At 72.2% G+C, this 24109-nt stretch carries 20 protein-coding genes; 8 read left to right on the top strand and 12 right to left on the bottom strand.

Going from position 1 to position 24109, the window contains the following annotated elements; all coding sequences use genetic code 11:
• Positions 1-14: 14 nt before the first annotated feature.
• Positions 15-446 (top strand): MarR family winged helix-turn-helix transcriptional regulator, encoded by a 432-nt coding sequence (locus tag ACIRYZ_RS06295; RefSeq protein ID WP_402940225.1) that lies wholly within the window; start codon positions 15-17, stop codon positions 444-446.
• Here the strand turns inward: ACIRYZ_RS06295 and ACIRYZ_RS06290 are convergent.
• Positions 429-2630: an MMPL family transporter gene (locus ACIRYZ_RS06290; protein ID WP_402940223.1), complete on the bottom strand. Its 2202-nt coding sequence runs from the start codon at positions 2628-2630 to the stop codon at positions 429-431. The two genes, ACIRYZ_RS06295 and ACIRYZ_RS06290, sit on opposite strands and share 18 nt — an antisense overlap.
• Before the next feature lie 314 nt (positions 2631-2944).
• On the bottom strand, positions 2945-4435 hold the full coding sequence (gene rpsA / locus ACIRYZ_RS06285; protein ID WP_355671957.1) for a 30S ribosomal protein S1: 1491 nt from the start codon (positions 4433-4435) through the stop codon (positions 2945-2947).
• A 413-nt stretch (positions 4436-4848) separates the two neighbouring features.
• Here rpsA and ACIRYZ_RS06280 point away from each other — a divergent pair, with 413 nt between their 5' ends.
• Complete coding sequence (locus ACIRYZ_RS06280; protein WP_393037731.1) at positions 4849-5727, top strand: class I SAM-dependent methyltransferase; 879 nt, start codon at positions 4849-4851, stop codon at positions 5725-5727.
• Positions 5655-8246 carry an ATP-dependent helicase HrpB gene (gene hrpB / locus ACIRYZ_RS06275; protein WP_402940220.1) on the top strand — a complete coding sequence of 864 codons (2592 nt, stop codon included), beginning with the start codon at positions 5655-5657 and terminating at the stop codon, positions 8244-8246. The genes ACIRYZ_RS06280 and hrpB overlap by 73 nt, the downstream gene beginning before the upstream one ends.
• Positions 8247-8257: 11 nt before the next feature.
• Here the strand turns inward: hrpB and ACIRYZ_RS06270 are convergent, their stop codons facing one another.
• The 6 genes from ACIRYZ_RS06270 to ACIRYZ_RS06245 form a co-directional block, all read right to left on the bottom strand.
• A complete protein-coding gene (locus ACIRYZ_RS06270) occupies positions 8258-9316 on the bottom strand; it encodes a hypothetical protein (RefSeq protein WP_402940218.1) in 1059 nt (352 codons plus the stop codon).
• Positions 9313-10263 (bottom strand): hypothetical protein, encoded by a 951-nt coding sequence (locus tag ACIRYZ_RS06265; protein WP_402940216.1) that lies wholly within the window; start codon positions 10261-10263, stop codon positions 9313-9315. The genes ACIRYZ_RS06270 and ACIRYZ_RS06265 overlap by 4 nt, the downstream gene beginning before the upstream one ends.
• Before the next feature lie 17 nt (positions 10264-10280).
• On the bottom strand, positions 10281-10748 hold the full coding sequence (locus ACIRYZ_RS06260; RefSeq protein ID WP_402940214.1) for a hypothetical protein: 468 nt from the start codon (positions 10746-10748) through the stop codon (positions 10281-10283).
• 264 nt (positions 10749-11012) lie between these two features.
• Complete coding sequence (locus tag ACIRYZ_RS06255; RefSeq protein ID WP_402940212.1) at positions 11013-11663, bottom strand: LysE family translocator; 651 nt, start codon at positions 11661-11663, stop codon at positions 11013-11015.
• A gap of 114 nt (positions 11664-11777) precedes the next feature.
• Positions 11778-11918 carry a DUF397 domain-containing protein gene (locus tag ACIRYZ_RS06250; RefSeq protein ID WP_402940210.1) on the bottom strand — a complete coding sequence of 47 codons (141 nt, stop codon included), beginning with the start codon at positions 11916-11918 and terminating at the stop codon, positions 11778-11780.
• Positions 11881-12435 (bottom strand): DUF5753 domain-containing protein, encoded by a 555-nt coding sequence (locus tag ACIRYZ_RS06245; protein WP_402940208.1) that lies wholly within the window; start codon positions 12433-12435, stop codon positions 11881-11883. The genes ACIRYZ_RS06250 and ACIRYZ_RS06245 overlap by 38 nt, the downstream gene beginning before the upstream one ends.
• A gap of 188 nt (positions 12436-12623) precedes the next feature.
• On the opposite strand from ACIRYZ_RS06245, the gene ACIRYZ_RS06240 reads away from it, so the two are divergent.
• The 3 genes from ACIRYZ_RS06240 (at position 12624) to ACIRYZ_RS06230 (ending at position 14997) form a co-directional block, all read left to right on the top strand.
• Positions 12624-13058: an ATP-binding protein gene (locus ACIRYZ_RS06240; protein ID WP_402940207.1), complete on the top strand. Its 435-nt coding sequence runs from the start codon at positions 12624-12626 to the stop codon at positions 13056-13058.
• 11 nt (positions 13059-13069) lie between these two features.
• On the top strand, positions 13070-13633 hold the full coding sequence (locus ACIRYZ_RS06235) for a hypothetical protein (RefSeq protein WP_402940205.1): 564 nt from the start codon (positions 13070-13072) through the stop codon (positions 13631-13633).
• Between the two features lie 161 nt (positions 13634-13794).
• Entirely contained in the window at positions 13795-14997 is a 1203-nt protein-coding gene (locus ACIRYZ_RS06230) for a PH domain-containing protein (protein WP_402940203.1), read from the top strand.
• Between the two features lie 452 nt (positions 14998-15449).
• Here ACIRYZ_RS06230 and ACIRYZ_RS06225 read toward each other — a convergent pair whose 3' ends face one another.
• Positions 15450-16346 carry an NAD(P)H-binding protein gene (locus ACIRYZ_RS06225; RefSeq protein WP_402940201.1) on the bottom strand — a complete coding sequence of 299 codons (897 nt, stop codon included), beginning with the start codon at positions 16344-16346 and terminating at the stop codon, positions 15450-15452.
• 207 nt (positions 16347-16553) lie between these two features.
• On the opposite strand from ACIRYZ_RS06225, the gene ACIRYZ_RS06220 reads away from it, so the two are divergent.
• Together ACIRYZ_RS06220 and ACIRYZ_RS06215 are read left to right on the top strand one after the other, a co-directional pair.
• Positions 16554-16997, top strand: a complete 444-nt coding sequence (locus ACIRYZ_RS06220; protein WP_402940199.1) for a hypothetical protein — start codon at positions 16554-16556, stop codon at positions 16995-16997.
• Positions 16998-17100: 103 nt separating this feature from the next.
• The gene (locus tag ACIRYZ_RS06215; RefSeq protein WP_402940197.1) at positions 17101-17829 is read left to right on the top strand and encodes an SDR family oxidoreductase; all 729 of its coding nucleotides are present in this window, start codon (positions 17101-17103) and stop codon (positions 17827-17829) included.
• Positions 17830-17990: 161 nt separating this feature from the next.
• On the opposite strand, the gene ACIRYZ_RS06210 is transcribed toward ACIRYZ_RS06215, so the two are convergent.
• From ACIRYZ_RS06210 to ACIRYZ_RS06200, 3 genes are read right to left on the bottom strand one after another with little or no spacing between them, the layout of a single operon-like run.
• Positions 17991-18956, bottom strand: coding sequence for an MsnO8 family LLM class oxidoreductase (locus ACIRYZ_RS06210; protein WP_402940195.1), 966 nt, complete (start codon positions 18954-18956; stop codon positions 17991-17993).
• Entirely contained in the window at positions 18953-20839 is a 1887-nt protein-coding gene (locus ACIRYZ_RS06205) for an ABC transporter ATP-binding protein (protein WP_402940193.1), read from the bottom strand. The genes ACIRYZ_RS06210 and ACIRYZ_RS06205 overlap by 4 nt, the downstream gene beginning before the upstream one ends.
• Positions 20836-24051 (bottom strand): lantibiotic dehydratase, encoded by a 3216-nt coding sequence (locus ACIRYZ_RS06200; RefSeq protein WP_402940191.1) that lies wholly within the window; start codon positions 24049-24051, stop codon positions 20836-20838. The genes ACIRYZ_RS06205 and ACIRYZ_RS06200 overlap by 4 nt, the downstream gene beginning before the upstream one ends.
• Between the last annotated feature and the right edge of the window lie 58 nt (positions 24052-24109).

Raw genomic sequence — 24109 nt, 5'->3', positions numbered from 1 at the left:
GATAGACTGCTCCCATGCCTCGCGAAGCACCACACCCGGACACCCTGGAACTCGCCGCCGACCTGCGCACTGCCCTCGGCAGCCTGGTCCGCTCCCTGCGCGACAGCGACGAACTGCCGCCGAACCAGGCCGCCGTCCTCGGCCTGCTGGTCCGCGACGAACGCTCCTACACCGTCGCCGAACTCGCCGAACGCCGGCGCGTGCGCCACCAGTCGATGGCCCGCACCGTCGCCCTGATGAGCGAGGCCGGGCTGGTCGCCCAGCAGCCCCACCCCACCGACGGCCGCAAGCAGCTGATCGCCGCGACCGAGGCCGGCCACACCGCCCTGCTCGACCAGCGGGCCCGTCGCGAGCACCACATCGCGACCGCCATCGAGTCCCGCCTCACCGCCGAGGAACGGGCCCAGCTGCGCGCGAGCGTCGAGCTGCTACACCGCCTGAGCTGACCCCACCGGCTCCGGCCGCTGCGCCGGGACCGCCGGCTGCTCCAGCGAGGGCAGCTCGACGTGCTCGCTCAGCCCGAAGCGCTTGTGCAGCCGCTTCAGCGGGGCCGGCGCCCACCAGTTGAACTCGCCGAACAGGCTCATCGCGGCGGGTACCAGCAGGCAGCGCACCAGGGTGGCGTCCACCGCGACCGCCACCGCCAGTGCGATGCCCATCTGCTTGACCATGAGCATGTCGCCGGCCGCGAAGCCCGCAAAGACGATCACCATCAGCAACGCCGCCGAGGTGATGATCCGACCGCTGCGCTGGACGCCCAGCTCCACCGCCCGGGTACAGCTGTGCCCGCGCTGGTGCAGCTCCTTGATCCGGGCGAGCAGGAACACCTCGTAGTCCATCGACAACCCGAAGGCGAAGGCGAAGACCAGCACCGGGATGAAGGTCTCCAGCCCACCGGTCGGGCTGAAACCGAGCAGCCCGCTGAACCACCCGTCCTGGAACACCAGGGTCAGCGCGCCGAGCGAGGCGCCCAGCGAGAGCAGGTTCATCAGCAGCGCCTTGACCGGCATCACCAGCGAGCCGGTCATCAGGAACAGCAGCACCAGCGTCCCGGCCGCGACCAGGCCCAGCGCCCACGGCCCGCGCGACAGCAGCTCGTCCTTGAAGTCCACCACCGAGGCCGCGCCGCCGGTCACATAGGTCTTCAGCCCGCCCCGGTCGGCCCGGAGCTCGTCCACCACCTGCTTGGCCGTGGCGCCCTGCGGGTCGCCGTGCACCAGGACGTCCACCGTGGACACCTTGTCGCCCACCGGGGTCACCGCCCGCACCCCGCTCACCCCGGGGAGCTTGGCGACCACGTCGTCCGCGTACGCCTGGGCGACCTGGGCGCCGCCCTCGACCACCACGGTGATCGGCGCGGCCGCGACCTGCGGGAAGCGGTGGTCGACGGTCTCGGCGACCTGCCGCCCGGCCGAGGAGGCGGGCAGCACGGCGGCGCCGGAACTGCGCATCTCGGCCTGGAGGAACGGCGCCCCGGCCGCCATCAGCACCGCCACGCAGGCGAGCGCGACGAGCACCGCCCGCTTGCGGACCCGGCGGACGGTCCGGCTGAAGAAGCCCTCGTCCGGCACGGGCGCGGCAGGCGCCTTGATCCGCGAGCCGGCGAAGCCGAGCAGCGCGGGGACCAGGGTCAGCGCGGCCGCGACCGCGATCACCACCACGCTCACCCCGGCCGCGGCGACCGCGCCGAGCACCGGGCTGGTGAAGACGAACAGACCGGACAGCGCGACGGCGACGGTCAGTCCGGAGAAGGCGACGGTGCGCCCGGCGGTCGCGGCGGTGCGTTCGACGGCGGCGGCGATGCCCGCGCCGTGGCCGCGTTCCTCGCGGAAACGGTTCACCATCAGCAGGGCGTAGTCGATCGAGAGCCCGAGCCCCAGCACGGTGGCGATCGGCAGCACGCTGGTGTCGATGTCCATGATCTGACTGAACCCGAACATGGCCAGCAGTGCCCCGCCGATCGAGGCGACGGCGCCGATCAACGGCAGCGAGGCGGCGGCCAGGCCGCCGAAGACCAGCACCATGACGACCAGGGTGAGCGGCAGGGTCACCATCTCGCCGAAGCGGGTGTCGCTCTCGGTCTGCTTCTTGACCTCCTGCTGGAGCACCAGGTCCCCGCCGACGGTCACGTGCGCCCCGCCGGCGCCGTTCAGCGAGGCCAGCTGGTGGGTGACGGCGTCGGTCTGCGCGGAGGTCGAGGTGGCGGCCATCCGTACGGTGACCAGGCTCGCCGTCCCGTCGCTGGCGCGCAGCGCGGCCTGGGCCGGGTCGGAGCCGTAGGCGTCCTGCGCGGAGGAGACCCCGGGCAGGGCGGCGATCTCGGTGACGGCCTTCTCGACGGCGGCGCGTACGGCCGGGTCGTCGACCGGTTTGCCGTCCACCACCGCGGTCACGGTGCCCTTGACCGGATCGGCCGCGGCGACCACGGCGCTGCCCCGGTCCGCTTCGGCGGTCGCGGAGGAGGCTCCGGCCACCGAGCCCTCGAAGACCCGTCCCCCGATCAGGACCCCGACGACCAGGACGACGGCCCAGAAGCCGAGGACCCAGCGGCGGTGGCGGAAACAGAACCGGCCGATCGCGGCGAGCCGGCCGTCGACCACTGCGGTGGGGGCGGAGGAGCGGTTGCGCATGAAGGAGCCTTTCGGGCAGCTCCACTCAATGTAGGTGCATCCGGAACTCCGACCTATAGCAGGGCAATGAGCCTCATCTCACACTTCCCTACACATAAACCACACATAAGTCAAAGCGGAAAACGAAGAGCCGGTGAACAGTCGCCGAAAAACGCCGGCGAGGACGTGGACAGGCACCCGGGGCACGCAGGCGAACAGGCGAACAGGCGAACAGGCACACGAACACGCGAACAGGCACGGAAAAACCAACGGGCCCCACCCGGAAATCCGGGTGGGGCCCGTTGCCTAGCTGTCAGCTAGCGGGGACGAGAGCCTCAGCTCTGGCCACCGGCCAGCTTCTCGCGCAGGGCGGCCAGGGCCTCGTCGGAGGCCAGGGCGCCCGAGCCCTCGTCGCTGCTGGACGAGTAGGAGCCACCGGCAGCGGCGGCGACGGCGTCGCCACCCTCGGCAGCGGCCTCGGCGTCGGCCTCGCGGCTCTTGATGACCTGGGCCTGGTGCTGCTCGAAGCGGGCCTGCGCCTCGGCGTACTGGCGCTCCCACTCCTCACGCTGCTTCTCGAAGCCGGGCAGCCAGTCGTTCGCCTCGGGGTCGAAGCCCTCCGGGTAGATGTAGTTGCCCTGGTCGTCGTAGGAGGCGGCCATGCCGTACAGGGTCGGGTCGAACTCGGCCTCGGCCGGGCTGGCACCCAGGGCCTCGTTGGCCTGCTTCAGCGACAGGCTGATGCGACGACGCTCGAGGTCGATGTCGATGACCTTGACGAAGATCTCGTCGCCGACCTGGACGACCTGCTCCGGGATCTCGACGTGGCGCTCGGCCAGCTCGGAGATGTGGACCAGACCCTCGATGCCCTCGTCCACGCGGACGAACGCACCGAACGGAACCAGCTTGGTGACCTTACCCGGAACGACCTGGCCGATCTGGTGGGTACGGGCGAACTGCTGCCACGGGTCCTCCTGGGTCGCCTTCAGCGACAGGGAGACGCGCTCGCGGTCCATGTCAACGTCGAGAACCTCGACGGTGACCTCCTGGCCGACCTCGACAACCTCGGACGGGTGGTCGATGTGCTTCCAGGACAGCTCGGAGACGTGCACCAGGCCGTCGACGCCACCCAGGTCCACGAAGGCACCGAAGTTGACGATCGAGGAGACGACGCCGGAGCGCACCTGGCCCTTCTGCAGGGTGGTGAGGAAGGTCTGGCGGACCTCGCTCTGGGTCTGCTCCAGCCAGGCACGGCGGGACAGGACCACGTTGTTGCGGTTCTTGTCCAGCTCGATGATCTTGGCCTCGAGCTCCTTGCCCACGTAGGGCTGGAGGTCGCGGACGCGACGCATCTCGACGAGCGAGGCCGGGAGGAAGCCACGGAGGCCGATGTCGAGGATGAGACCACCCTTGACGACCTCGATGACGGTACCGGTGACGATGCCGTCCTCTTCCTTGATCTTCTCGATCGTGCCCCAGGCACGCTCGTACTGAGCGCGCTTCTTGGACAGGATGAGACGACCCTCCTTGTCCTCCTTCTGGAGAACCAGGGCCTCGATGTTGTCGCCCACGGCGACGACCTCGTGCGGGTCGACGTCGTGCTTGATCGAGAGCTCGCGGGACGGGATGACGCCCTCGGTCTTGTAACCGATGTCGAGGAGGACCTCGTCACGGTCGACCTTCACGATGACGCCCTCGACGATGTCGCCATCGTTGAAGTACTTGATGGTCTCGTCGATGGCGGCGAGGAAGGCCTCCGCGTCGCCGATGTCGTTGACCGCGACCTGCGGGGTGGTGCTGAGGGAGGAGTCGGTGGGGCTCGTCATTAGGAAAAGGGCTCCGGTACGGACATGAAAGTCGTAGGTAATGCCACGCGGAGGGCCCGTATCGCTCCCACCGAAAGCCGGACAGCCAAGAACACGGCACACCGGGAGTCTCGTCCAACGAGAACCGGCGTCCGTCTTGCGACCGTGGGGTCTTCGACAGATGCGAGCGCGACCTGCTCCGTCCGAGGCGCGCAGGCCCGCAGCGCAACTTGTAGCATACGGGGACGGCCAGGCACGGTCAACGCCAGAAGAGGCAAGACGGTGGAGCCCGGTACGGATCAGGCCATATCCTCCGATTGCGCACCTCGCGGTGGCGCCCGAAGGGGCCCTGTCCCCGGATGCCACCGCCAGGATCCGGTCCAAAATCGGGCCGGTTCGCGGCAGCGGCGCTTCCGCACTCCATACCCTACGCGATGGGCATTGTCACCGTGGCCACCACCCCCCAGTCGAACCTGCACGATCTTGACACCTCCCCCGCAGGGGTCGAGGAGGAGGACGGCGACGACGCGGTACGGCGCACGGCCGGCGTCGGGGAGAGCAGCCGGGCCAGCCGGCACTGGTGGGACCGCAACGCCGACGAGTACCAGGACGAGCACGGCGAGTTCCTCGGCGACGACCGCTTCACCTGGTGCCCCGAAGGCCTCGACGAGGCCGACGCCCGGCTGCTCGGCGAGGTCGCGGGCAAGGACGTCCTGGAGATCGGCGCCGGCGCCGCCCAGTGCTCCCGCTGGCTGGCCGCCCGGGGCGCCCGCCCGGTCGCCCTGGACATCTCCTACCGCCAGCTCCAGCACTCCCGCCGGATCGACCTCGGCCGCGGCGCCGAGCCCGTCCCGGTCGTCCAGGCCGACGCCGCCGTACTGCCCTTCGCCGACGCGTCCTTCGACCTCGCCTGCTCCGCCTACGGCGCCGTCCCGTTCAGCGCCGACACCGACCGGCTGATGCGCGAGGTGCACCGGGTGCTGCGGCCCGGCGGGCGCTGGGTGTTCTCGGTGACCCACCCGATCCGCTGGGCCTTCCCGGACGAGCCCGGCGTCGAGGGCCTCACCGCGATGTCCTCCTACTTCGACCGCACCCCGTACGTCGAGCAGGACGAGCAGGGCCGCGCCACCTACGTCGAGCACCACCGCACCCTGGGCGACCGGGTGCGTGAACTCGTCGGCGCCGGCTTCCGGTTGATCGACCTGGTCGAGCCCGAGTGGCCGGCCGGCCTGGAGCAGGAATGGGGCGGCTGGTCCCCGCTGCGCGGACGGCTGATCCCGGGCACGGCGATCTTCGTCACCGAGCGGGGCTGAGCCTGTTGCACCCGGCCTGGCGCGACCTGCCCGTCCGCACCGCCCTGCCCGCCCTGCACGACGCGCTGGACGAGCACGGCGCCGCCGTCCTCGCCGCGCCGCCCGGCACCGGCAAGACCACGCTGGTGCCGCTCGCCCTGGCCGGGCTGCTCTCCGACGGCCACCCGGTGCGGCGCGTGCTGGTCGCCGAACCGCGCCGGCTCGCCGTACGGGCCGCCGCCCGGCGGATGGCCTGGCTGCTCGGCGAGACCGTCGGCGGCCGGGTCGGCTACACCGTGCGCGGGGATCGTAAGGTCGGCCCCTCGACGGTCGTCGAGGTGGTCACCACCGGGGTGTTGCTGCAACGGCTGCAGCGCGACCAGGAACTGCCCGGGGTCGACGTGGTCGTCCTGGACGAATGCCACGAACGGCACCTGGACGCCGACACGGCCCTCGCCTTCCTGCTGGACGTCCGGGCGGCGCTGCGGCCCGAACTGCGGCTGGTCTGCGCGTCGGCCACCTCCGACACCGCGGCCTGGGCCGAACTCCTCGGCGGCGCACCGGTCGTGGAGGCGCACGGGGTGTCCCACCCGGTCGACGTGGTCTGGGCGCCGCCTCCGCGCGCCGTCCGGCCCGCCCACGGGACCCGGGTCGACCCGGCGCTGCTCGACCACGTCGCCGCGACCGTGCGCCGGGCGCTCGCCGAACAGGCGGGGGACGTGCTCTGTTTCCTGCCCGGCGTCGGCGAGATCGCCCGCGTCGCCGGGCAGTTGGCGGGAGTGGCGGCCGAGGTCCTGCAACTCCACGGCCGCGCCCCGCAGGCCGTCCAGGACGCCGCCCTCACCCCGTCCACCTCGCGTCGGGTGGTGCTCGCCACCGCCGTCGCCGAGTCCTCGCTCACCGTGCCCGGCGTCAGGATCGTGGTGGACGCCGGACTCGCCCGCGAACCCCGCACCGACCACGCCCGTGGCCTGGCCGGGCTGGTCACCGTACGGGCCTCGCTCGCTGCCGCCCGCCAGCGCGCGGGGCGCGCGGGGCGTGAAGCCCCCGGCACCGTGTACCGCTGCTGGCACGAGGCCGAGGACGCCCGCGCCGCCCGCTTCCCCACCCCCGAGATCGCCCTCGCCGACCTCACCAGCTTTGCTCTTCAGGCCGCCTGCTGGGGCGACCCGGACGCCACCGGCCTCGCCCTGCCCGACGCCCCGCCTGCGGGGGCGATGGCTGCCGCCCGGCAGACTCTCCAAGCCCTCGGCGCCGTGGACGCGGACGGCCGGGCCACGCCGCGCGGTGTGCGCCTCGCCCGCACCGGGCTGCACCCCCGACTGGGCCGCGCCCTGGTCGACGGCGCGGCGGCGGTCGGCGCGCGGCGAGCGGCCGAGGTGGTCGCCCTGCTCTCCGAGGAACCGCCGCGTGCCCTCGGCGACGACCTCGGCGCGGTCTGGCGAACAGTTCGAACCGGCAACGACCCCTACGCCGCCCGCTGGCGCGACGAAGTCCGCCGCCTCCAGCGTGCCACCTCCGACGAACCCGCCACCGCCCTGCCCGACGCGACCGCCGCCGGCCTCGTCGTCGCCCTCGCCTTCCCCGAACGCATCGCCCGCGCCCGGGTCGACAAGCCCGCCCCCGGCGAGCGCAGCCCGTACCTGATGGCCTCCGGGACGGCTGCCGAACTCGCCCCCGGCACCACGCTCGGCGCCCTGCCCTGGCTCGCCGTCGCGGTCGCCGACCGCCCGGCGGGCTCCCACTCCGCCCGGGTGCTGCACGCCGCCGCATTGGACGAGGACACCGCCCGGCTCGCCGGCGCGCCCCTCCTCACTGCGCACGAGGAGGTCCACTGGGACACCCGCCGAGGCGAAGTCGTCTCCCGCCAGGTCGAATCCCTCGGTGCGATCGAACTCGCCGAGAAGCCACTCAACCGCCCCGACCCCGCGCTTGTCCGGGGTGCCCTCCTCGAAGGCCTCACCCGCGAGGGCGTGAGCACTCTGCTGACCTGGCCCGCCCCCGGCCTGCGCGAACGTCTCGCCTTCCTGCACACCGCCCTTGGCGACCCCTGGCCGGACGTCTCCGACGCCGCATTGTTGGCCCGTGCCGACGAATGGCTGGAGCCCGAACTCTCCCGCGCCCGCCGCCGCGCCGACCTCGCCAGGATCGATACGACCTCCGTCCTCCAGCGCCTCCTGCCGTGGGCGACCGGAGAAGCGGGCCGCCTCGACGAACTGGCCCCCGAGCGCATCACCGTCCCGAGCGGGTCGAAGATACGAGTCGACTACACCACCGAACGCCCCGTGCTGGCAGTCAAGTTGCAAGAACTCTTCGGCTGGACCACCACCCCGGCCCTGGCCGGAGGCCGTGTCCCGCTGACCATCCACCTGCTCTCCCCCGCCGGCCGCCCCGCCGCCGTCACCGGCGACCTCGCGTCGTTCTGGCGCGAGGGCTACCGCGCCGTCCGCGCAGACCTAAGGGGCCGCTACCCCCGCCACCCCTGGCCCGAGGACCCGACCACGGCAGAGCCGACCCGCCGCACCAACACCCGGAAGTAGCGGGGGCGTTCCTAGAGGATCGGCTCGCAACCGATCGCCTTGCCGCCAGCGGTGAGGAACTGCCGTACCAGGCCCTCCTGGTCGGGGAACAACCGGTTCCTGAAGGACGAGTCGAACCCACCCGTGACGGTGAAGTAGACGTCCTTGCCCCGGCAGGTGGCGATGAGTGTCCCGTACGCGACCGACTGGGCCCGTCCGACGAAACCCGAGTTGTCGTGCGGCCGTCTGGCCACGGTGGTGGTCTGCGGCTCGGTCGTGATCGCGAAAACCTGCGGGGTCAGGGACGACGAGCGATCGGCGATCGTGCAGGACCAGATCGGGTCCGAGGCTGTGGTGGCCCGCTGCCGGAAGGTCACCGGGCTGCTCGGGATGCTCGGGTCCTTGGCTGGGGCGAACCCGGGCAGTCCGCACAGGTTCGCCCAGTCCGGGTCCGTCTCGGCCCCCTTCGCCGACAGGCTCTTCGGTACCGCGAGGTTCCGGTCCCCGCACGCGCGTGCCTTGGCCACCGCGTTGGCGAACGACACGGCCAAGCGGGCACGTTCCTCGTCGTGGCCCTGCTCGTCGGCGGTGTGCACCTCGGCCCGCACCCCCTTGGAGCAGCCCTCGGGAAGCACGGCCCAGGCCGCCTCCGGGGTGACCGAGCCGCCGGGAAACAGCCGGGCGTCCGATGCGGCCCACTCGCCCGGGCCCTCATCGGTGCCGCGGCGGATGGTGAACCACATGGTCTTCTCGGTAGTCCCGAACAGACCGGACTTGACGATGGCGATGCAGCTCCCGGTGGCGTTCTTCGTCGGCTCGTATCCCGCCGTAGCGTCACTGACCCGCCCGGGACCCAGGAGGTCGTGCACCAGATCCGCCGAAGCAGCTCCGTCGCAGACGCTGTCCGGTCCGCCGAGGTTCGTCAGCCGGTTCAGCGCGAACCACCCCGACCCGGCCAGGGCCAGGGAGACCGCCAGCACCACCGGCGGCAACCATCTCCGCCGGCCGTGCGTGGCGGACCCCGGGCGGTCGGGCGTCGCGGCGGGCTCGCCGGCCGGCTCGTTCTTCTTCTCGGTCTCCACGGCGCTCACGCCCTACCGAACACGGTGCGGTAGGTGTTGTCGATCCCGGTGTTGTAGGCGCTCCCCGCGCTCCGCTTGAGCTGATCGGGGACGCTGCCGTCGCCGTCCAAGGCGAAGTGGTCGTATCCGGACTCGACCAGCTTGTAGTTGAGCATCGCGTCCAGTTGCTGCCGTCCGGCCGAGAAGTGGGAGCTCAGGTCGCCTTTGAGGTGGGTGTCGATCTCTCCCTTGGCGGAGTCCGCCCACATCGAGGTCCCGACGTCGACCAAGCGCTGCGCGGCGTCCCCGAACTCCGGAATCAGGCCCACGACCCCACCGATCGCGTGGTAGGTCATCTTCGCCTGCCAGTCCACGGTCTTGTTGTCGGCGTCCGCATGGTCGAGCGCCGCGTCGGCGACCGGGCCGCCGCCGTACGGGGCGGGGTTGAAGGACGTGGTGCTGCTACCGACATCGCCCCGGAGCGCACCGGTGGCCCGTTGGTCGGCGGCGGTGGCCTTCTCGACGGCCTTCGTCAGGCGGGTGAAGATGGCCTCGGCCTTGCTCCGCAACCCCTGGGCGAGCGTCTCGCCGTCGGTGTCGTTCCTCGCCTCCTTCGGCAGGGTCCAGTTGACGACGCCGTCCGCAGTAACGGTCATCTTGTCGGTTTGCGCGTCGTGGATCGCGGTGTCGAGTTCGCGCCGGGCGGCGGCGAAGTCCTCGGCGGCGGCCTTCATGATCGAGGCCAGCGCGGTGGCGACCTTCGAGGCCTGTTTGAAGTCGCCGTCGATGCCCTGGAGCACCTTGGTCGCGCCGTCGGCGGCCGTGCCCTGCCAACCGGCCCGCTGGGCGGTGGACGTGAGGTCCTTGGTGACCCGGTCGTCCAGTGAGGTGAGGGACTTGGCGACGCCGGACCACGCGTCGGCGGCGTCTCTGATCCCGGAGAAGTCCGCCTCGTGCAGTTCTTTGAAGGACACCATGTGCCCGAGATCCCCCTTCAGGCGCCCGCGGTCAGGTTGGCGGCGGTCGCGGTTTCGTTGGTGCGGTACCCCTGCTGGGTCCGGTCGAGGTTGGCGGCGGCGGAATCGAGCCGGTCGTGCAGGGCCGTGCACTGCTGCAGCCAACGTTCGGTGCTGTCGGTGAGGGCTCCGCCGAAGGCGAAGCCGCGGACCTTCGTCGCTGCGGCGCTCGCGTACTCGGTGAGGCTGTGCGCGCCGGCCCCGGCCTTGCCGTTGGTGCTGTTCAGATCGGTGGCTATCTGCCGGGCGGCCCCGGCCGAGGCACCGAGTTCGTACGGGGTGTCCAACCGGGTGGTCACCGGTCCGGGGGCCGGGTGGGACGGGGGCCTACCGGCACCGCCGGCCAGGACGAGCCTGCCGGGTGCCGAGCCCTCGTCGGTGCCGCCGGTTTGACCGGGGGCGGCGGCCGGGGCGACCGGCCCGGTGGTGAACTGCGGGCTGACCATGTGTGTGCGACTCCCCCTCAAGTGAAGAAAGTGCGAACCGCCGCAGCGGGAGGAGGCCACATCAGCGGCCTCCGTTTGCATGCTGACGCACTCTCAGGGTGGCAGGTTGCGGAATCGTGGACAGTCTCTGTCAAGGGTTCGTCAAGGGGCCGCGGGCCCGAACCGGGGGCCTTCCGGCCCAGACCTCATGCGAAAGGCCCCGCTACCCCGTCGACGGGGTAGCGGGGCCTCGGGCAGCTCGCAAGACCCGTCAGCGCCCAGCTGTCAGTGCAGGGCGACCGCCGCGCCCGTTCGTTCGGTGGCGATCCTGGCGGCGAAGCCCGCCAGCGCGGTACCCACCACATAGCGGTGAAGGCGCTGCCAGAGCGGGTGCCGCGCGAAGAACCCGGCGACGGAGCCGGCCGTCACGATGAAGAACGCGTTGCCCGCGACCCCCACCGCGATCTGGGTCAGTCCCAACAGCAGCCCTTGCAGGCCGACATGGCCACGCGCCGGGTCGACGAACTGCGGCAGCAGCGAGATGTAGAGGATGGCCACCTTGGGATTCAGCAGGCAGGTGAGGAAGCCCATCAGGAAGAGCTTGCGGGACCCGTCCGGCGCCAACTCCTGAGTCGCGAAAGCGGATCGGCCGCCCGGCCGGACGGCCTTCCATGCCAGCCAGAGCAGGTAGCCCGCGCCGGCCAGCTTGATCGCCAAATAGATCTCCGGCACCAGAGCGAAGACCGTGGCGATGCCGGCGGACACCGCGAAAAGGTAGACCAGGAAGCCGAGGAAGACCCCGGACAGCGAGATCAGCCCCGCCCGACGGCCCTGGGTGATCGAGCGGGAAACCAGGTAGATCATGTTCGGCCCCGGCGTCAGCACCATGCCGAACTCCACCAACGCGATCCCCGCTATCGCTCCCAGCCCGATCACAGCACGACCTCCACACACGCGTTCGCCTGGGCGCAACCTAGCAGCTCACGCCCATGTGCGGCCTACCGCGCCGAGTCGAGACAGCTGCCACCAAGGGAGCTACCGGTCAGCTCCTCAGCAGCCTTGCACCGGAAGGTCACCCTTGCGAACGGCCGTCACGAAGGCTTCCCAAGCGGGGACGGGGAAGACGAGAACCGGACCCTGCGGGTCCTTGGAGTCACGTACGGGGACGAGGCCGGGGAATCCGGGGGCCACCTCGATGCAGTCGCCGCCGTTCGTACCGCTGTAGCTGCTCTTGTGCCAGCTGGCCGCGTCGAGCTCGTTCCGCATCATCTCTGAACCCTTCCAGCGCCTCGGCGATCAGCGCGAGCGATTCGCCCGCCGTGAGCGCATCGCCACGCAGCCGATCATAGCGCCGCCGATGCCCGGAAACGATGGTCGGATCGTCGCTGGGGCTACCCCTGTCGAGGCTCTCCGAGTACACCAAGTGCTGTCCATCCGGCATCTCCAGAAGGACCATTGAGGTGTTGATGATCGTTGCCCGAGCCGCGAACGGCACCACCTGAATGACGATGTTCCCACGCTGAGCAACTCGCAGCAGGTGCTGCATCTGCCGCATCATCACCCTCGGTCCGCCAACCACCGACCGGATGGCGCTTTCGTCCAGGAGAACGACCAACTGCGGTCCGCCAGCCGAGAGGAACCGCTCCTGCCTCGCAAGCCTTGCCGCGACCCGCTCCTCGCCGAACAGCTCGGCCGAGCTCGCCGTCAACTCCCGCTTGTGCCGCCGATGTGCCACAGCTGGCCCCCTCACGCACCACGTGCCCCTGGCATCGGATTTCGGCCATCACCGTACCTCCGCATCCCGGACCATTGAGACCGGAACGCAATCATCTGCATGCATAGCGTGATTGCGCACCACCCTCGCGCTCCCCCATCCGCCCCCTGAGGATCTCCGCCATGCTCAAAACCCGCCGCCCCCGCACGTTCGCCGCCCGCCTCGACTCCCGCGCCGAATCCACGCCCCTGGCGCGGCACTTGCTCCGCGCGTACCTCTCCGCCCTCCCCACCGGCGATCGCTACTCCGACATCGCCGAACTCCTCCTCGGCGAGCTGTTCGCCAACGCCGTCCAGCACTCCGACGCCCCCGCCGACCGCCTCATCGAGATCCGCTTCGCCCTCATCAGCGACCGCCTCCGCCTCGAAGTCCACGACGCCGGCAGCGGCCGCCCCACCCTCCGCCCGACCTCCCCCGCCGACGAGCACGGCCGTGGCCTCTTCCTCGTCAACGAGCTGGCCGAGCGCTGGGGTTGCTGCCCCCGAGCCGGCGGGATCGGCAAGTTCGTCTGGGCCCTGATCGCGCCCTCCCCGGTCGCCATCCTCACCGCCGTCTGAACAGGAACCCCATGCGACTCGCCCTCACCGCCCGCCACCTGTTCGACACCGGCTCGACCCCCGCCGAGGTGTACGCCAACCTCGCCCGCCGGACCCGCCAGCCCCTCCGCTCGGCCCGCGCCGTCTGCGCGGCCCTCGCGATCCCGGCCGCCGAGGTGAACCACCGCCTCAACGACCGCTACGACGCCCTGCTCGCCAACCCCCGCCCCGGCTCCGAGGCCGACACCGGCGAACTCCTCGAAGCCCTCGGCGTGTTCGACGTCCCCAAGACCCTCGACGCCCGCGACCAGACCATCGTCGACCTCTTCCTCACCGCCATCGACGCCATGGGCGGCATCCGAGCCGGCCACCAGCACGGCCTCGCCCGCTGGTTCACCACCGGCAACCTCACCGCCGCCTACCTCTCCCTCGCCGCCGCCCACCCCCTCCCCCGCACCGGCAACCCCGCCCACTACTGGACCACCCTCGTCACCGCCGGCGAACTCCTCTCCACCGCCCCCACCCCCGACCCCCGCATCAAACCCGCCCTCACCCACTGCCGCACCCACGCCACCGAAGCCACCACCGCCTGCTGACTTCCGCGTTTCGAGGTGGTCGATCCGCTCACGCCGCTGGCTGATCGCCACCTCGGCGGTATGCCGTTGGTATGCGTTCTGCGGATGGGGGCGGGCTGACGGCGAAGGCACGTCAGCGGCCCGCCCGTGGTTCGGCCGGGGGCCGGGCATACGCTGCCGCGGTGAACGAACTTCGTTACAGGGGTGGAGACCTCAAGGCCGATCGGCGCGCGGTGGCGTTGTTCCTGACCTTGCTCGGCGTCCAGGTCGTGGCGGGTGTGGTGCGGGTCGGGCTGGTCGGAACGCTGTGGACCATCGGTGCGACGGCCGTGCTGTTCGCCGTACTCCTCACCTTGTCCAGGCGCAGCTGGACCTCGGTGGGGGAGGACGGCATCCGGATCTACCGGGGCCTCGGGCGGGTCCGCAGCTACCGGTGGCGGGAGATCCACCGGATAGCGGAGCGCAGGCAGCGCAGCCAGGGTGGGGAGACTTTCAGCGTGCGGATCACTCTGGCGGACGGCCGCCGGCGGGCCCTTCCCGGCATCCACTCGAACGTCCTCTTCCCCGATCCGCACTTCGAGTTGAAACTCGCCCAGGTCCAGGCCCAATGGGAGCGGCACACCGACGAGTCCGTGCGGAACGGCCCCCTGACACCCGAGCGGCCGCTACGGCGACTGCGCGGCGTACTGCCCGGCGTCCTCGCCTGCGTCGCCGCCGTCCTGACCGTGGTCGCCACCGTCCAGCTGTTCGACGGCCTGAACGCCGCTCGCCGCTACGACTCGGCGCCGCTCTGCGCGGTCGTGCCGCCCGTCGACCCGGGCAAGTGCCGGGCGGTGGAGCAGCACAAGGTCGTCCGGATCGTCCCGGACGCGGACGGCTCCGGTGCGGAGCTGATGGTGCGCAGGGAGTCGGACTACGACCACCGGACACTCCGCTTCGCCGCTCTGCCCGCACGCCTCCGGGAGCTGCACAGCGGCGACCTGGTCCAGGTGACCACCGGGCTCGACGGCCGCACCGCCACCGAGCTGAGCGTCGACGGGGTCTCCGCCCCGACCGTCGACGCCCCGGACCGCCGGGTCGGTGAGTGCACCGCGATGCTGGTCTGGGCCCTCACCGCGGCCGTGCTGTTCACCGCGTGGTGCGTCGCCACCCGGCGCGCTCCCCGCGGCCGCTACCCGTGGTGGGCCCCGCTCGCCCTGCCCGGTCTGCTCGCGGCCGTAGTGATCGCCGGCCGCACGGAATCCTCCGCAGCGCCGCTCACCCCCTGGTCCTACTGGCCCGCCGCCGCAGCCCTCCTCCTCGCCCCCGCCCTCGGCTACGCCGTCATCGGGCCGGTCCGCGCCGCCCGCCGCCGGAGGCTGGTACTGGAGACCGCCAAGGCCTGAGCCAGGGCGGCCGCGACGACTTCGGTGCTTCAGGGCGCCGGCGGTGGGAGGCCGAGCGTGGAGTCCGACGAATCCAGCACCTCGAAGCACCAACGTCAGTAGGCGCAGGAAGTCGGCCCCATCGACTTCCTGCGCCTGACCACGCGCCGCCCTGGCTCTCAGCTCGACACCACGCAGTCCGCCCCGGGCTCAAGCCCGAGCACGCCCCGTTCCCGTAGCCGCCCTGCCGTGCCCGAGCAGCAACCACCCCATGAGCCTGGGAAGTCGACCTGACCGACTTCCTGTGCACCACCTCGACATCCAACTGTCAGCGGCCGAGATCCTTCCGGGTTCGGTGCGGCACCAGGACGGGGCACCGGGGTGCCCCGAACCGTCCAGGCCTCCCGAACCCGCGCGCCCGGCACACCCCGGAGGCGGGGCCGGGGCGCGGGCGCAGGTCGCACTCAACGAGGTCACGCACCCTCCGAACCCTCCGAGCCCCGCGTGAACGCGACGGCGTGGTCGGCAGCCCACTGGCGGAACGTCCGCGGCTCCGTCCCGAGGATGTCGGCCACCGCACTGGTGACGTACGCGGGCCGTCCGACCGCCGCGTTCCACGCGGCGAGCAGCATGTCGACGACCGAGCCGGGTGCCGTGCCCTCCGACAGGCTCCGGAACTCGTCCGGCGTCATCTCCTCGAACGCGATCCGCCGACCCAGGGCTTCACCGATGACGCCCACCTGCGCGGCCTGGGTCAGCGACTCGGGGCCCGTGAGGACGAAGTCACCCCCGACGTACCCGTCCCGATGGAGCGTCCGCGCCGCCACGGCCGCGACGTCCCGGTCATCGACCGGTGCCGTCTCGGCCGCGCCGTAGGGCCACCGGACGACCCGGTCGGCCCGGATCGCGGGCGCCCACCAGGCCAGCGAGTTCGACGCGAGCATCCCGGGCCGGATGATCGTCGACTCGACCCCGGTGGTCGCGATGAGCCGCTCGACGTCGGCGTGCAGCGCCGCGACGGGGTTGGACTGCTGGAAGAAGGGGTGCGGCGTCCGGTGCGGGGACGACAGGAAGACGACCCTCCGCACCTTGGCCGCCAGCCGCTCGACGACTGCCGCGGCGGTCTGCGGCGGGGCGGTCCAGACGAGGAAGGCCGCACCGACCCCCTGCAACGCCGGGTCGAGTGACTCGGGCGCGGTGAGGTCGCCGGCGAAGACCTCGACCTCCGACGGCAGCGTCGCCGCCGCCTCCGCGCGACGGGCGAGGGCGCGGACCGGCACGCCCGCGTCGAGGAGTCGGTCGATGACGATGCGGCCGATCCGGCCCGTCGCCCCGGTGACGAGGACGGGAGGAGTGTCTGTCCGATTCATGCCACCCATGAAATCGTTACTAGGTTAAAAACACAACTCGGTCAACCAAACGGAGCAGCGAAGGCCGCCGCCCGCCGTGTACGCCGCGTCACCCTCTCCAGGAACCGGCTCTTGACCACGATCCGCAGGTACCGACGGCGGCACTCCGGCAGGCACCCCGCCGTAATCGCGATGCCTTCCGGCGCCGTGCCGTCTAAGGTCCAGCAGATGGACGCGCAGCCCGCCGACTCCGCCGACCTGCTCGGCGACCTGCTGGCCGACCGGGGCGTGCCGCATGCGGTCATCGATCTCGACCGGTTCTGCCAGGCCTGGCCCGCCCCCGAGGACGACCCGTTCCAGCACCGCCTCCTGCCGGTCAACCTGCGGGCGGTCGCCGACAACTACCGCGCGGCGGGCCTCCACCGCCTCGTGCCGGCCGGCGTCGCCGAGAACGCCGCCGAACGGGCCGCCTACCAGGACGCCCTGGGCATGCCGCTGCGGGTGTGCCGGCTGACCGCGGCCCTCCCTACCGTCCGGGCCCGCCTCCGCACCCGGCACGAGGCCGACCACGGCACGGACTCCCTCACTGGCGCCTGCGGCGGGCCGAGGAACTCCACCTCGTCCTGGAGGCGGCCGGCATCTCCGACCTCACGGTCGACACCACCGACCTGACGCCGGAGCGAGCCGCCGCCGTCCTCGAAGCCGCCCAGCGGGGCGCCCAGGCCATCGACCGGCACGCATGACCCCGCCCGCCCTTACCACCAGGAGCACCGACATGGGATTCAACGACCACAGGGTGGTCATCACCGCCGCCGGCCGCGATTTCGGGCGCACATTGGCGATCCGTCTCGCAGACCTCGGTGCCGAGGTCTTCCTCTCCGCGCGCACCTTGGCTGCCGCGGAGCGGGTCCGGGAGGAGATCCGCGACCGAGGGCACCAGCGCGTCCACGCCTTCGCCTGCGACCTGACGGACCCCGCCTCGATCCGCAGCTTCGCCGCCGGCGTCGGCCGGCACACCGACCACATCGACGTACTGATCAACAACGGCTCCCGCTACCTCGAAGGCCCGGACCTCCTGTCCGCCTCCGATGCCGATGTCGTCGACACGATCGCCTCCGGCGCCACCGGCACCGTCCTGACCGTGAAGAACTTCCTCCCCCTCCTGCTCAACTCGGACAAGCCGGATGTGGTGACCATGGTCTCCGCCTGCGGAACCGCGGGGCATCACCGGTCGGATGCGCACGACGCCTTCTACGCGGCCAAGAGCGCCCAGGCAGGGTTCGTCGACATCCTCTCCAAGCGCCTGCGGCCCCAGGGAGTTCGGGTGATCTCCCTCTACCCTCCCGACTTCGACAACCCCGACCCCCTCGCCGAGGAGTGGGAGACCACACCGCGCGGGGCCGAGGACGCCCTCACCGCACAGTCACTCGTGGAGTGCGCCCTCTTCGCGATCGCCCAGCCCCGCGACTGCTTCATCAAGGCGTTCCACTTCGAACAGGTCTGAAGCAGGATCCTCCAGTCACCGCCCCCGGTCCTCAGGTGCCGAGCTGCTGCCGCCGGTCCGACGGGCCGGCCCCGCGCGCCGATGCGACGGACGACGAGCTCACGGTCCCGCCCGCCCGGCCGGACGGGCCCCGGCCGAGCTGAGCGACACCCGGGCCGCGGTCACGGCCTGCCGGAGGCCGAAGCGGTCGGAACCATGGCGCGGAGCAGCTCGAACGTGCGGATCCGGAGGCCGAGGTCGGGGCAGAGGGTGGTGATCGCGAGTTCGTCGGAGGCGTAGGCGGCGGTCAGGACGGCGAGTCGCTCGGCCACCTCGGCGGGGACCCCGGCGAGTACGGACATGTCGTCCGGGTCTGCCTCGGGCCATGACGTGGTGGGTGCCAGGGCGTGGAGTTCGTCCCAGGAGGGGAGGGTACGGCGGCCCGCCGAGGCGGTGCCCAGGGCGAGGCCGGCGCGCAGCAGCCGGACGTCCCCCGGGTCGTCCGCGCAGGCCACCCGGACCGCGACGGCCACGCGTGGGACCGCCCCGAGCGGGCCCGGGCGGAACTTCTGCCGGTACAGCTCGACGATCTCCGGCCGCAGCGCGCCGTGGGCGAACTGCGCGAAGCAGAACGGCAGTCCGAAATGGGCGGCGAGGTGCGCCCCGCCCGCTCCGGCGCCGGTCAGCCACAGCTGCGGCGGGGTGGAGTCGGGCAGCAGGTCCGTCCCCGCGGTGAGTTGGGCCAGCAGCTGCTCGATCTTCTCGTGGTACGGCGCCTCGCCCTCGCGGGCGAGCAGCCGGGTCACGCTCTCGACCGCACCCGGCCCACGGCCGACGCCGAGGTCGATCCGCCCGGGGTGGAGCCGTTCCAGCAGGTTGAAGGTGGTCGCCACCTTCAACGGCGCGTAGTGGGGCAGCAGGACCGAGGCGGTGCCGACCCGGATGGTGCCGGTCGCCGCCGCGGCGGCGACGACCAGGATCTCGGGCGAGCCGCACCCGCTGGTCGCACCGTGGTGCTCGGCGACCCAGAACCGGTGGTAGCCGAGGCGTTCGGCCGCCTCGGCGAGTCGGACCGACTCCCGGGCGGCGCCGGCCGGGCCGGTGCCGCCGAAGACCAGCACCTGGTCGAACGCGGTGAGCTTCATCATCGGACTCCCGTCCGGGCTCTCGCCCCGGTTCCCGTCGCGGCCGCCGTCCCCGCCCCGGCGCTCGACGCGGGTTCGGGCGGAGCCGCGTTCTGCGCCTCGTACATCTCCGCGTACAGCCCCCCGAGGCGCATCAGCTCCTGGTGGTCACCGTCCTCGACGAGCCGGCCCCGGTCGAAGACCAGCACCCGGTCCGCGCGCAGCACGGAGGAGAAGCGGTGGGCGATCAGCAGCGAGACCCGGCCCGCCGAGGCCGCGGTCAGCGTGTCGAGCAGTTCGGCCTCGGTGATGGTGTCGAGCGCGGCGGTCGGCTCGTCCATGACCCGTACGCTGGCGGACCGCACCGCGCTGCGGGCGATGGCCAGTCGCTGCCACTGGCCGCCGGAGAACTCCACGCCCCCGGTGAACAGCTTCCCCGCCTGCGTCTCGTAGCCCTGCGGCAGAGCGGTGATGTGCTCGTGCATCCCCACCTCACGGGCCGCGGCCTCGACCCGCTCGGCCGAGCGGTCGGCCTCGTGCACCATGCCGAGCGAGATGTTCTCGCCCACCGAGAGCTGGTACTCGACGTAGTTCTGGAAGACGTAGGAGACCCGGTCGCGCAGGCTGTCCAGCCGGAAGTCGGTGAGCGGGACGCCGTCGACCAGGATCGAGCCCTCGGTCGGTTCGTAGAGGCGGCCGATGAGCTTGCCGAGGGTGGACTTCCCCGCGCCGTTCAGGCCGACGATCGCCGTCACCTGGCCCGGTTTCAGCGTGAACGAGACCTTGTCCAGGGCGCGCCGCCCACTGCCGGGGTAGCTGAACGACACGTCGCGGAACTCGACACCGCCGACGATGTCCTGGGGGAACGTCACCTCGCCCTGGCTCTCCGGCTCCTGCTCGATCGCGAGGAACTCGTTCACGTTGCGCAGGTAGAGCTGGTTGACGTACATCCCGGACACCGAGCCGAAGAGCTGCTGCATGCTGGCCTGCAGCATGCCGATCGCCTGGATCACCGCCAGCAGACCGGCCACGTGCCGGGCGTCGCTGGTGCCGACCAGGATCGCCGTGGCCTGCGCGGAGATCGTCAGCAGCGCGGTCAGCACGACCATCGGAACGGCGAGGCCGAAGTTCCGGTTCGCCATCCGCAGGTCCGCGCCGACGATCCTGGCCAGCAGCTGCCGGTGGTTGGTGAGCACCACCGGGGCGAGCCGGAAGGCCAGCACCTCCTTCATCGAGTTCGGCTGCGAGGCCAGGTGCTGCCAGTAGTTGATCCGACGCCGCTCCTCGGAGCGGCCGTGCTCCAGCGCGTGGGTGCGGCGGCCCTGCAGGATCTGCGCGACCACCGTGGGGAACGGGGCGACCATGGCGAGCAGCGCGATCCGGAAGTCCAGGGTCCACAGGATCGCGCCGACCGAGCCGAAGGTGACCACCGGGGTGGCCGCCTGCACCAGCTGGGAGAGCAGCATCCCCGGCCGGTACGCCACCTCCCGGACGGCCCGCTGCAGCGAGTCCTGCACGCCCGGGTCCTCCACCTGGGAGAGCCTGAAGCGGCTCGCCCGGCTGATGATCTCATCGGCCAGATGGGCCGAGAGCCGGCTCTGGCAGCGCTGCATGGCCCGGTTCTGCAGCAGCGACAGCAGCTGCGAGCCGAGACCCAGCGCCGCCAGCACGACCAGGTAGAACAGGATGCCGCGGACCTGCTCGTGCGAGCCCTCCGCCGTGCGCAGCAGGGCCGTGGCGAAGGCCGCCGTGGTCTTGACCTGCCACGCCGGCAGGATGCCGACGACCAGCGAGATCAGCAGCACCTGCGCGGTCCCCGAGCGGTCGCAGCGCCAGGACTGGCCCAGCACGGCCAGGACCGGGCGCGGCGCGGCCGCCAGCCGCCGGAGCCGGGAGCGCGCGCTCACCTGGACTTCCCCGCCGCCGCGCCCCCGGCCGTGGCGGCGCGGTCGAGCAGCCGCCGCCACATGCCGTAGGCGGCGTCCTCCTGCTCGCGCCGCAGGCCCATCCGGTTACAGTGCATGTGGAACAGGCTGCGCAGGATGGACGTGCGGTCCGACCAGAGTTCGCCGGTCTCGGCGAACTTCGCGACCCGGGCGGCGTATCCGGTTCCCGCCGGGCGCCAGGCGGCGCTCACCCGCTCCAGCACCGCGGCCTCGCCGGCGGGCGCGGTCCGGCCCTGCCAGAGCCGGCGGGCGACGGCCCGGTACTCCGCGCCGCCGACCTGCGAACCGGTCATCGACCGCACCAGGGCGTGCCGTTCGGCGAAGTCGGGGACCAGCACCTGCCCGATGGCCTCCAGGCTGAGCACGGTGAGCGCGTCGCGCTCCAGCGGGACCTCGCCCGCCGGCACGGGTTCGGCGAGGTGCCGCAGCAGGGCCACGGTCGCGGCGCTGTCCAGGCAGAACAACTCCTCGGCCGTGTCGATCAGGTCGGGGCCGCCGTAACGCTCGATCTCGCGGCGGTACGTCGCGAACTCGACGTCCGCGATCCGGCCCTCGACGGCCAGGCCGTGCGCCCACCGGGCGACCTCGGCCAGCAGTTCGGCGGACCGGGCCGGGTCCGCGGCCCGGTAGCGCAGCCGCAGGTGCGGGGCGGGATCGCCGTACCGGAGGTAGAACATGTGCCCGCTCAGGCCGCGTTCGGCCAGCGAGCGCGTCAGCTCCGTCACCTGGTCCACCAGGAGGGCGTCCAGCGCCTCGTTCTCCACGTACAGCTTGGCGAAGACCCACGGCCCGCCGCTCGGCCGGAGCCGCTCGGCCTCGGTGATCCGCCGGCGCGCGACGGCCGCCGCCCGGGGCGCCCGGGCCCGCTGCGCGGACAGCACGGGGACCACGACCTCCGCGGCGAAGGGGGCGCCGTCCGTGTCCCGCAGGAAGCCCTCCTCGGGGCCGGGCAGCGCCTCCTCGATCCGCAGCGAGAAGGACGCCGCGTCCCGGGCGGCGGCCAGCCGCAGCTCCTCCCGCGAGGGCTCGCTCTCCAGGTCCAGCAGGATCGTGTTGTCGCCGTGCGCCAGGAAGACGAGGCGCGGCACCTTCCACTGCGCGCGCCAGGCCGCGACGGCCGCGGTGAAGTCCGTCGCCGAACCGGTGCAGCCGGCCGGCAGGTCGGTGGCGCGCAGCAGCCAGCTCGCGCGCTTCAGCACCAGGTCGCCCCGGACGACCCTGGGCAGGAACGGCATGACGGTGCCCAGGGCGCCCCAGTCGAAGGACGGGACGTTGTGGAAGGCCGCCGAGGAGACGTCCAGCAGGAAGCGGGCCACGTTCGGCGCCATCAGCGGATTGAGCATGGTGTGCTGGGTGACGTGCAGGTCGCACCCGAGGGCGGGACTGTGCAGGTACAGCCGGCCCTCGCGCACGCCGACGACCACGTCGTCGAGCGCGATCACCTCCTGCGGGCCCCGCCCCGGCGCCACGTTGACCGGCAGTTCCAGCGCCCGCACCGCCGGACGGACCGAGACGTTCGCGGCCCTGGCCTTCTCCGGCAGGTAGGTCAGCTCGACCACCGCGACCCCGGGCAGCTGCGCCGCCTCCGCCTCGGCCAGCTCCCGCAGCCGCTCGCGCTCCTCGGCGCCCAGCAGGTCGTGGAACCGGGCGAAGGTGCGCCCGCCGTTCGCCACCGCGGTGACCACCCCGCGCCAGCGCGAACCCGGGGCCGTCGGCGGCGCGAGCTGCAGGTGGACGTCGACCGTGGGCCTCGACGGCCGATCGTCGACACCGGTCGTGAGCTCGGCCATCCACCGCTCGTCGAGGACCGCCTCCATGCTGCCGCGGCTGAGCGCATCGGCGACGAGCCGGTGCAGCACCGCCTCCCGCTCGTCCCTGCTGCGGTCGCGCGCGGTCACCGGCTGCAACTCGAAGGAGCGCGGCGGATTCTGATAACTGTTCGGCGCACCGAGGCCGGTCTCCTCGGACAGCACCTCCAGGACCGGCACCTCGGCCTGCGCACCGTAGCGCTCGGTGAACGCCTTCGCGAAGTCGCCCAGCTGCGACGGGTACTGGTGGCCGGCGCCCATGGTGGCCAGGACCTCGGCGGCCTCCTCCGCCAGCGCCTGGACCTCGGCCGGCAGCTCGGGCGGGGAAGCCGGGTTCAGCCGGGCGTCGACCCGCAGCAGCGGCCCGTCGTAGTCCTCGCTCACCCGCCGCGCCGGCGGGGCGATCCGCTCCTGGAGCGCCTCCAGGCCGCTGACGTCGCCGACCGCGTTGAACTCCGCCACTGCCGCCTCGACGGACGCCAGTGCGGCGGCCGCGTCGCCGTCGTGGCTGCTCGCCAGCTGGGCCGACAGCGACGGCTGCCCCGAACCCTCCAGCAGGGCGGGCCGGTGCGAGGTGATCAGGAACGCCAACTCGACCAGTTGGTCGAGGAGCGCGGTGACCTTCTCCACCGGGACCGTCGGATAGCGCTGCGCCAGCTGCTCCCGCAGCTCGCCGAAGGTCGTCGGGGTGCGCGCCGCCTCCAGCACGAACTGGACGGCCGGGGACCAGCGGACGGAGACCGAGCGTCGCGATCCCCCGCCGTAGGCGTCGGCCGTGGACAGCCAGGCCCGGCCCCGGCCGCGGTGGATCAGGTCGTTGGCGCGCAGCTCCAGTTCGGGCCGGAGCCGCGGCGCGTCGGTGACCGCCTGGAACAGGTGCAGCACCCACCCCATGTCCGGCCTGGCCACCGCCGTGCCGATCGCGGGGACGCCGAGCCGAACGGGCTCGGCGGTCGGGTCCGGCCCCGGGAACGTGCCCATCGCGACGCCCGCCACCGTGCCCAGCGGGGTCGCCCGCATGCTCATCCGGTTCAGGTACCGGCCCAGGCTCATCATCGCCCGCCGGCGGTCCCGGGCCGAGAGCGTGTCGATTCCCGTCACCGCCCGGGCCAGGTCCGGCGCCGCCAGCGAGATCGCCGAGCGGACCCCGGGCCTCGACCACAGCTCCAGCAGGCCCTGCAGGTAGCGGTCCTCCCAGCCGGCCGCGTCCGCGCCCGCCGACCCCGATCCCGTCCCGGCGGCCAGCAGGTCGGTCAGCCCCCGGGTCGGCAGGGCCGGCGCGCGGAGCAGGAAGAAGTCACGTGCGACGTAGCTGCGGCTTCCGCCGGACTTCCGGTCGCTGGTCTCGGCGTTCCGACGAGTCACACTCATTTCCTTAGCTTTGCTGGGCGACGCGGGTACGGGGCAACGCGGTTACGGGGCA

The sequence above is a fragment of the Kitasatospora sp. NPDC101155 genome (assembly GCF_044768305.1).
Lineage (GTDB): Bacteria > Actinomycetota > Actinomycetes > Streptomycetales > Streptomycetaceae > Kitasatospora.
The sequence above is the reverse complement of the archived record's forward strand: the minus strand, read 5'-3'. Positions and strand labels throughout refer to the sequence as shown.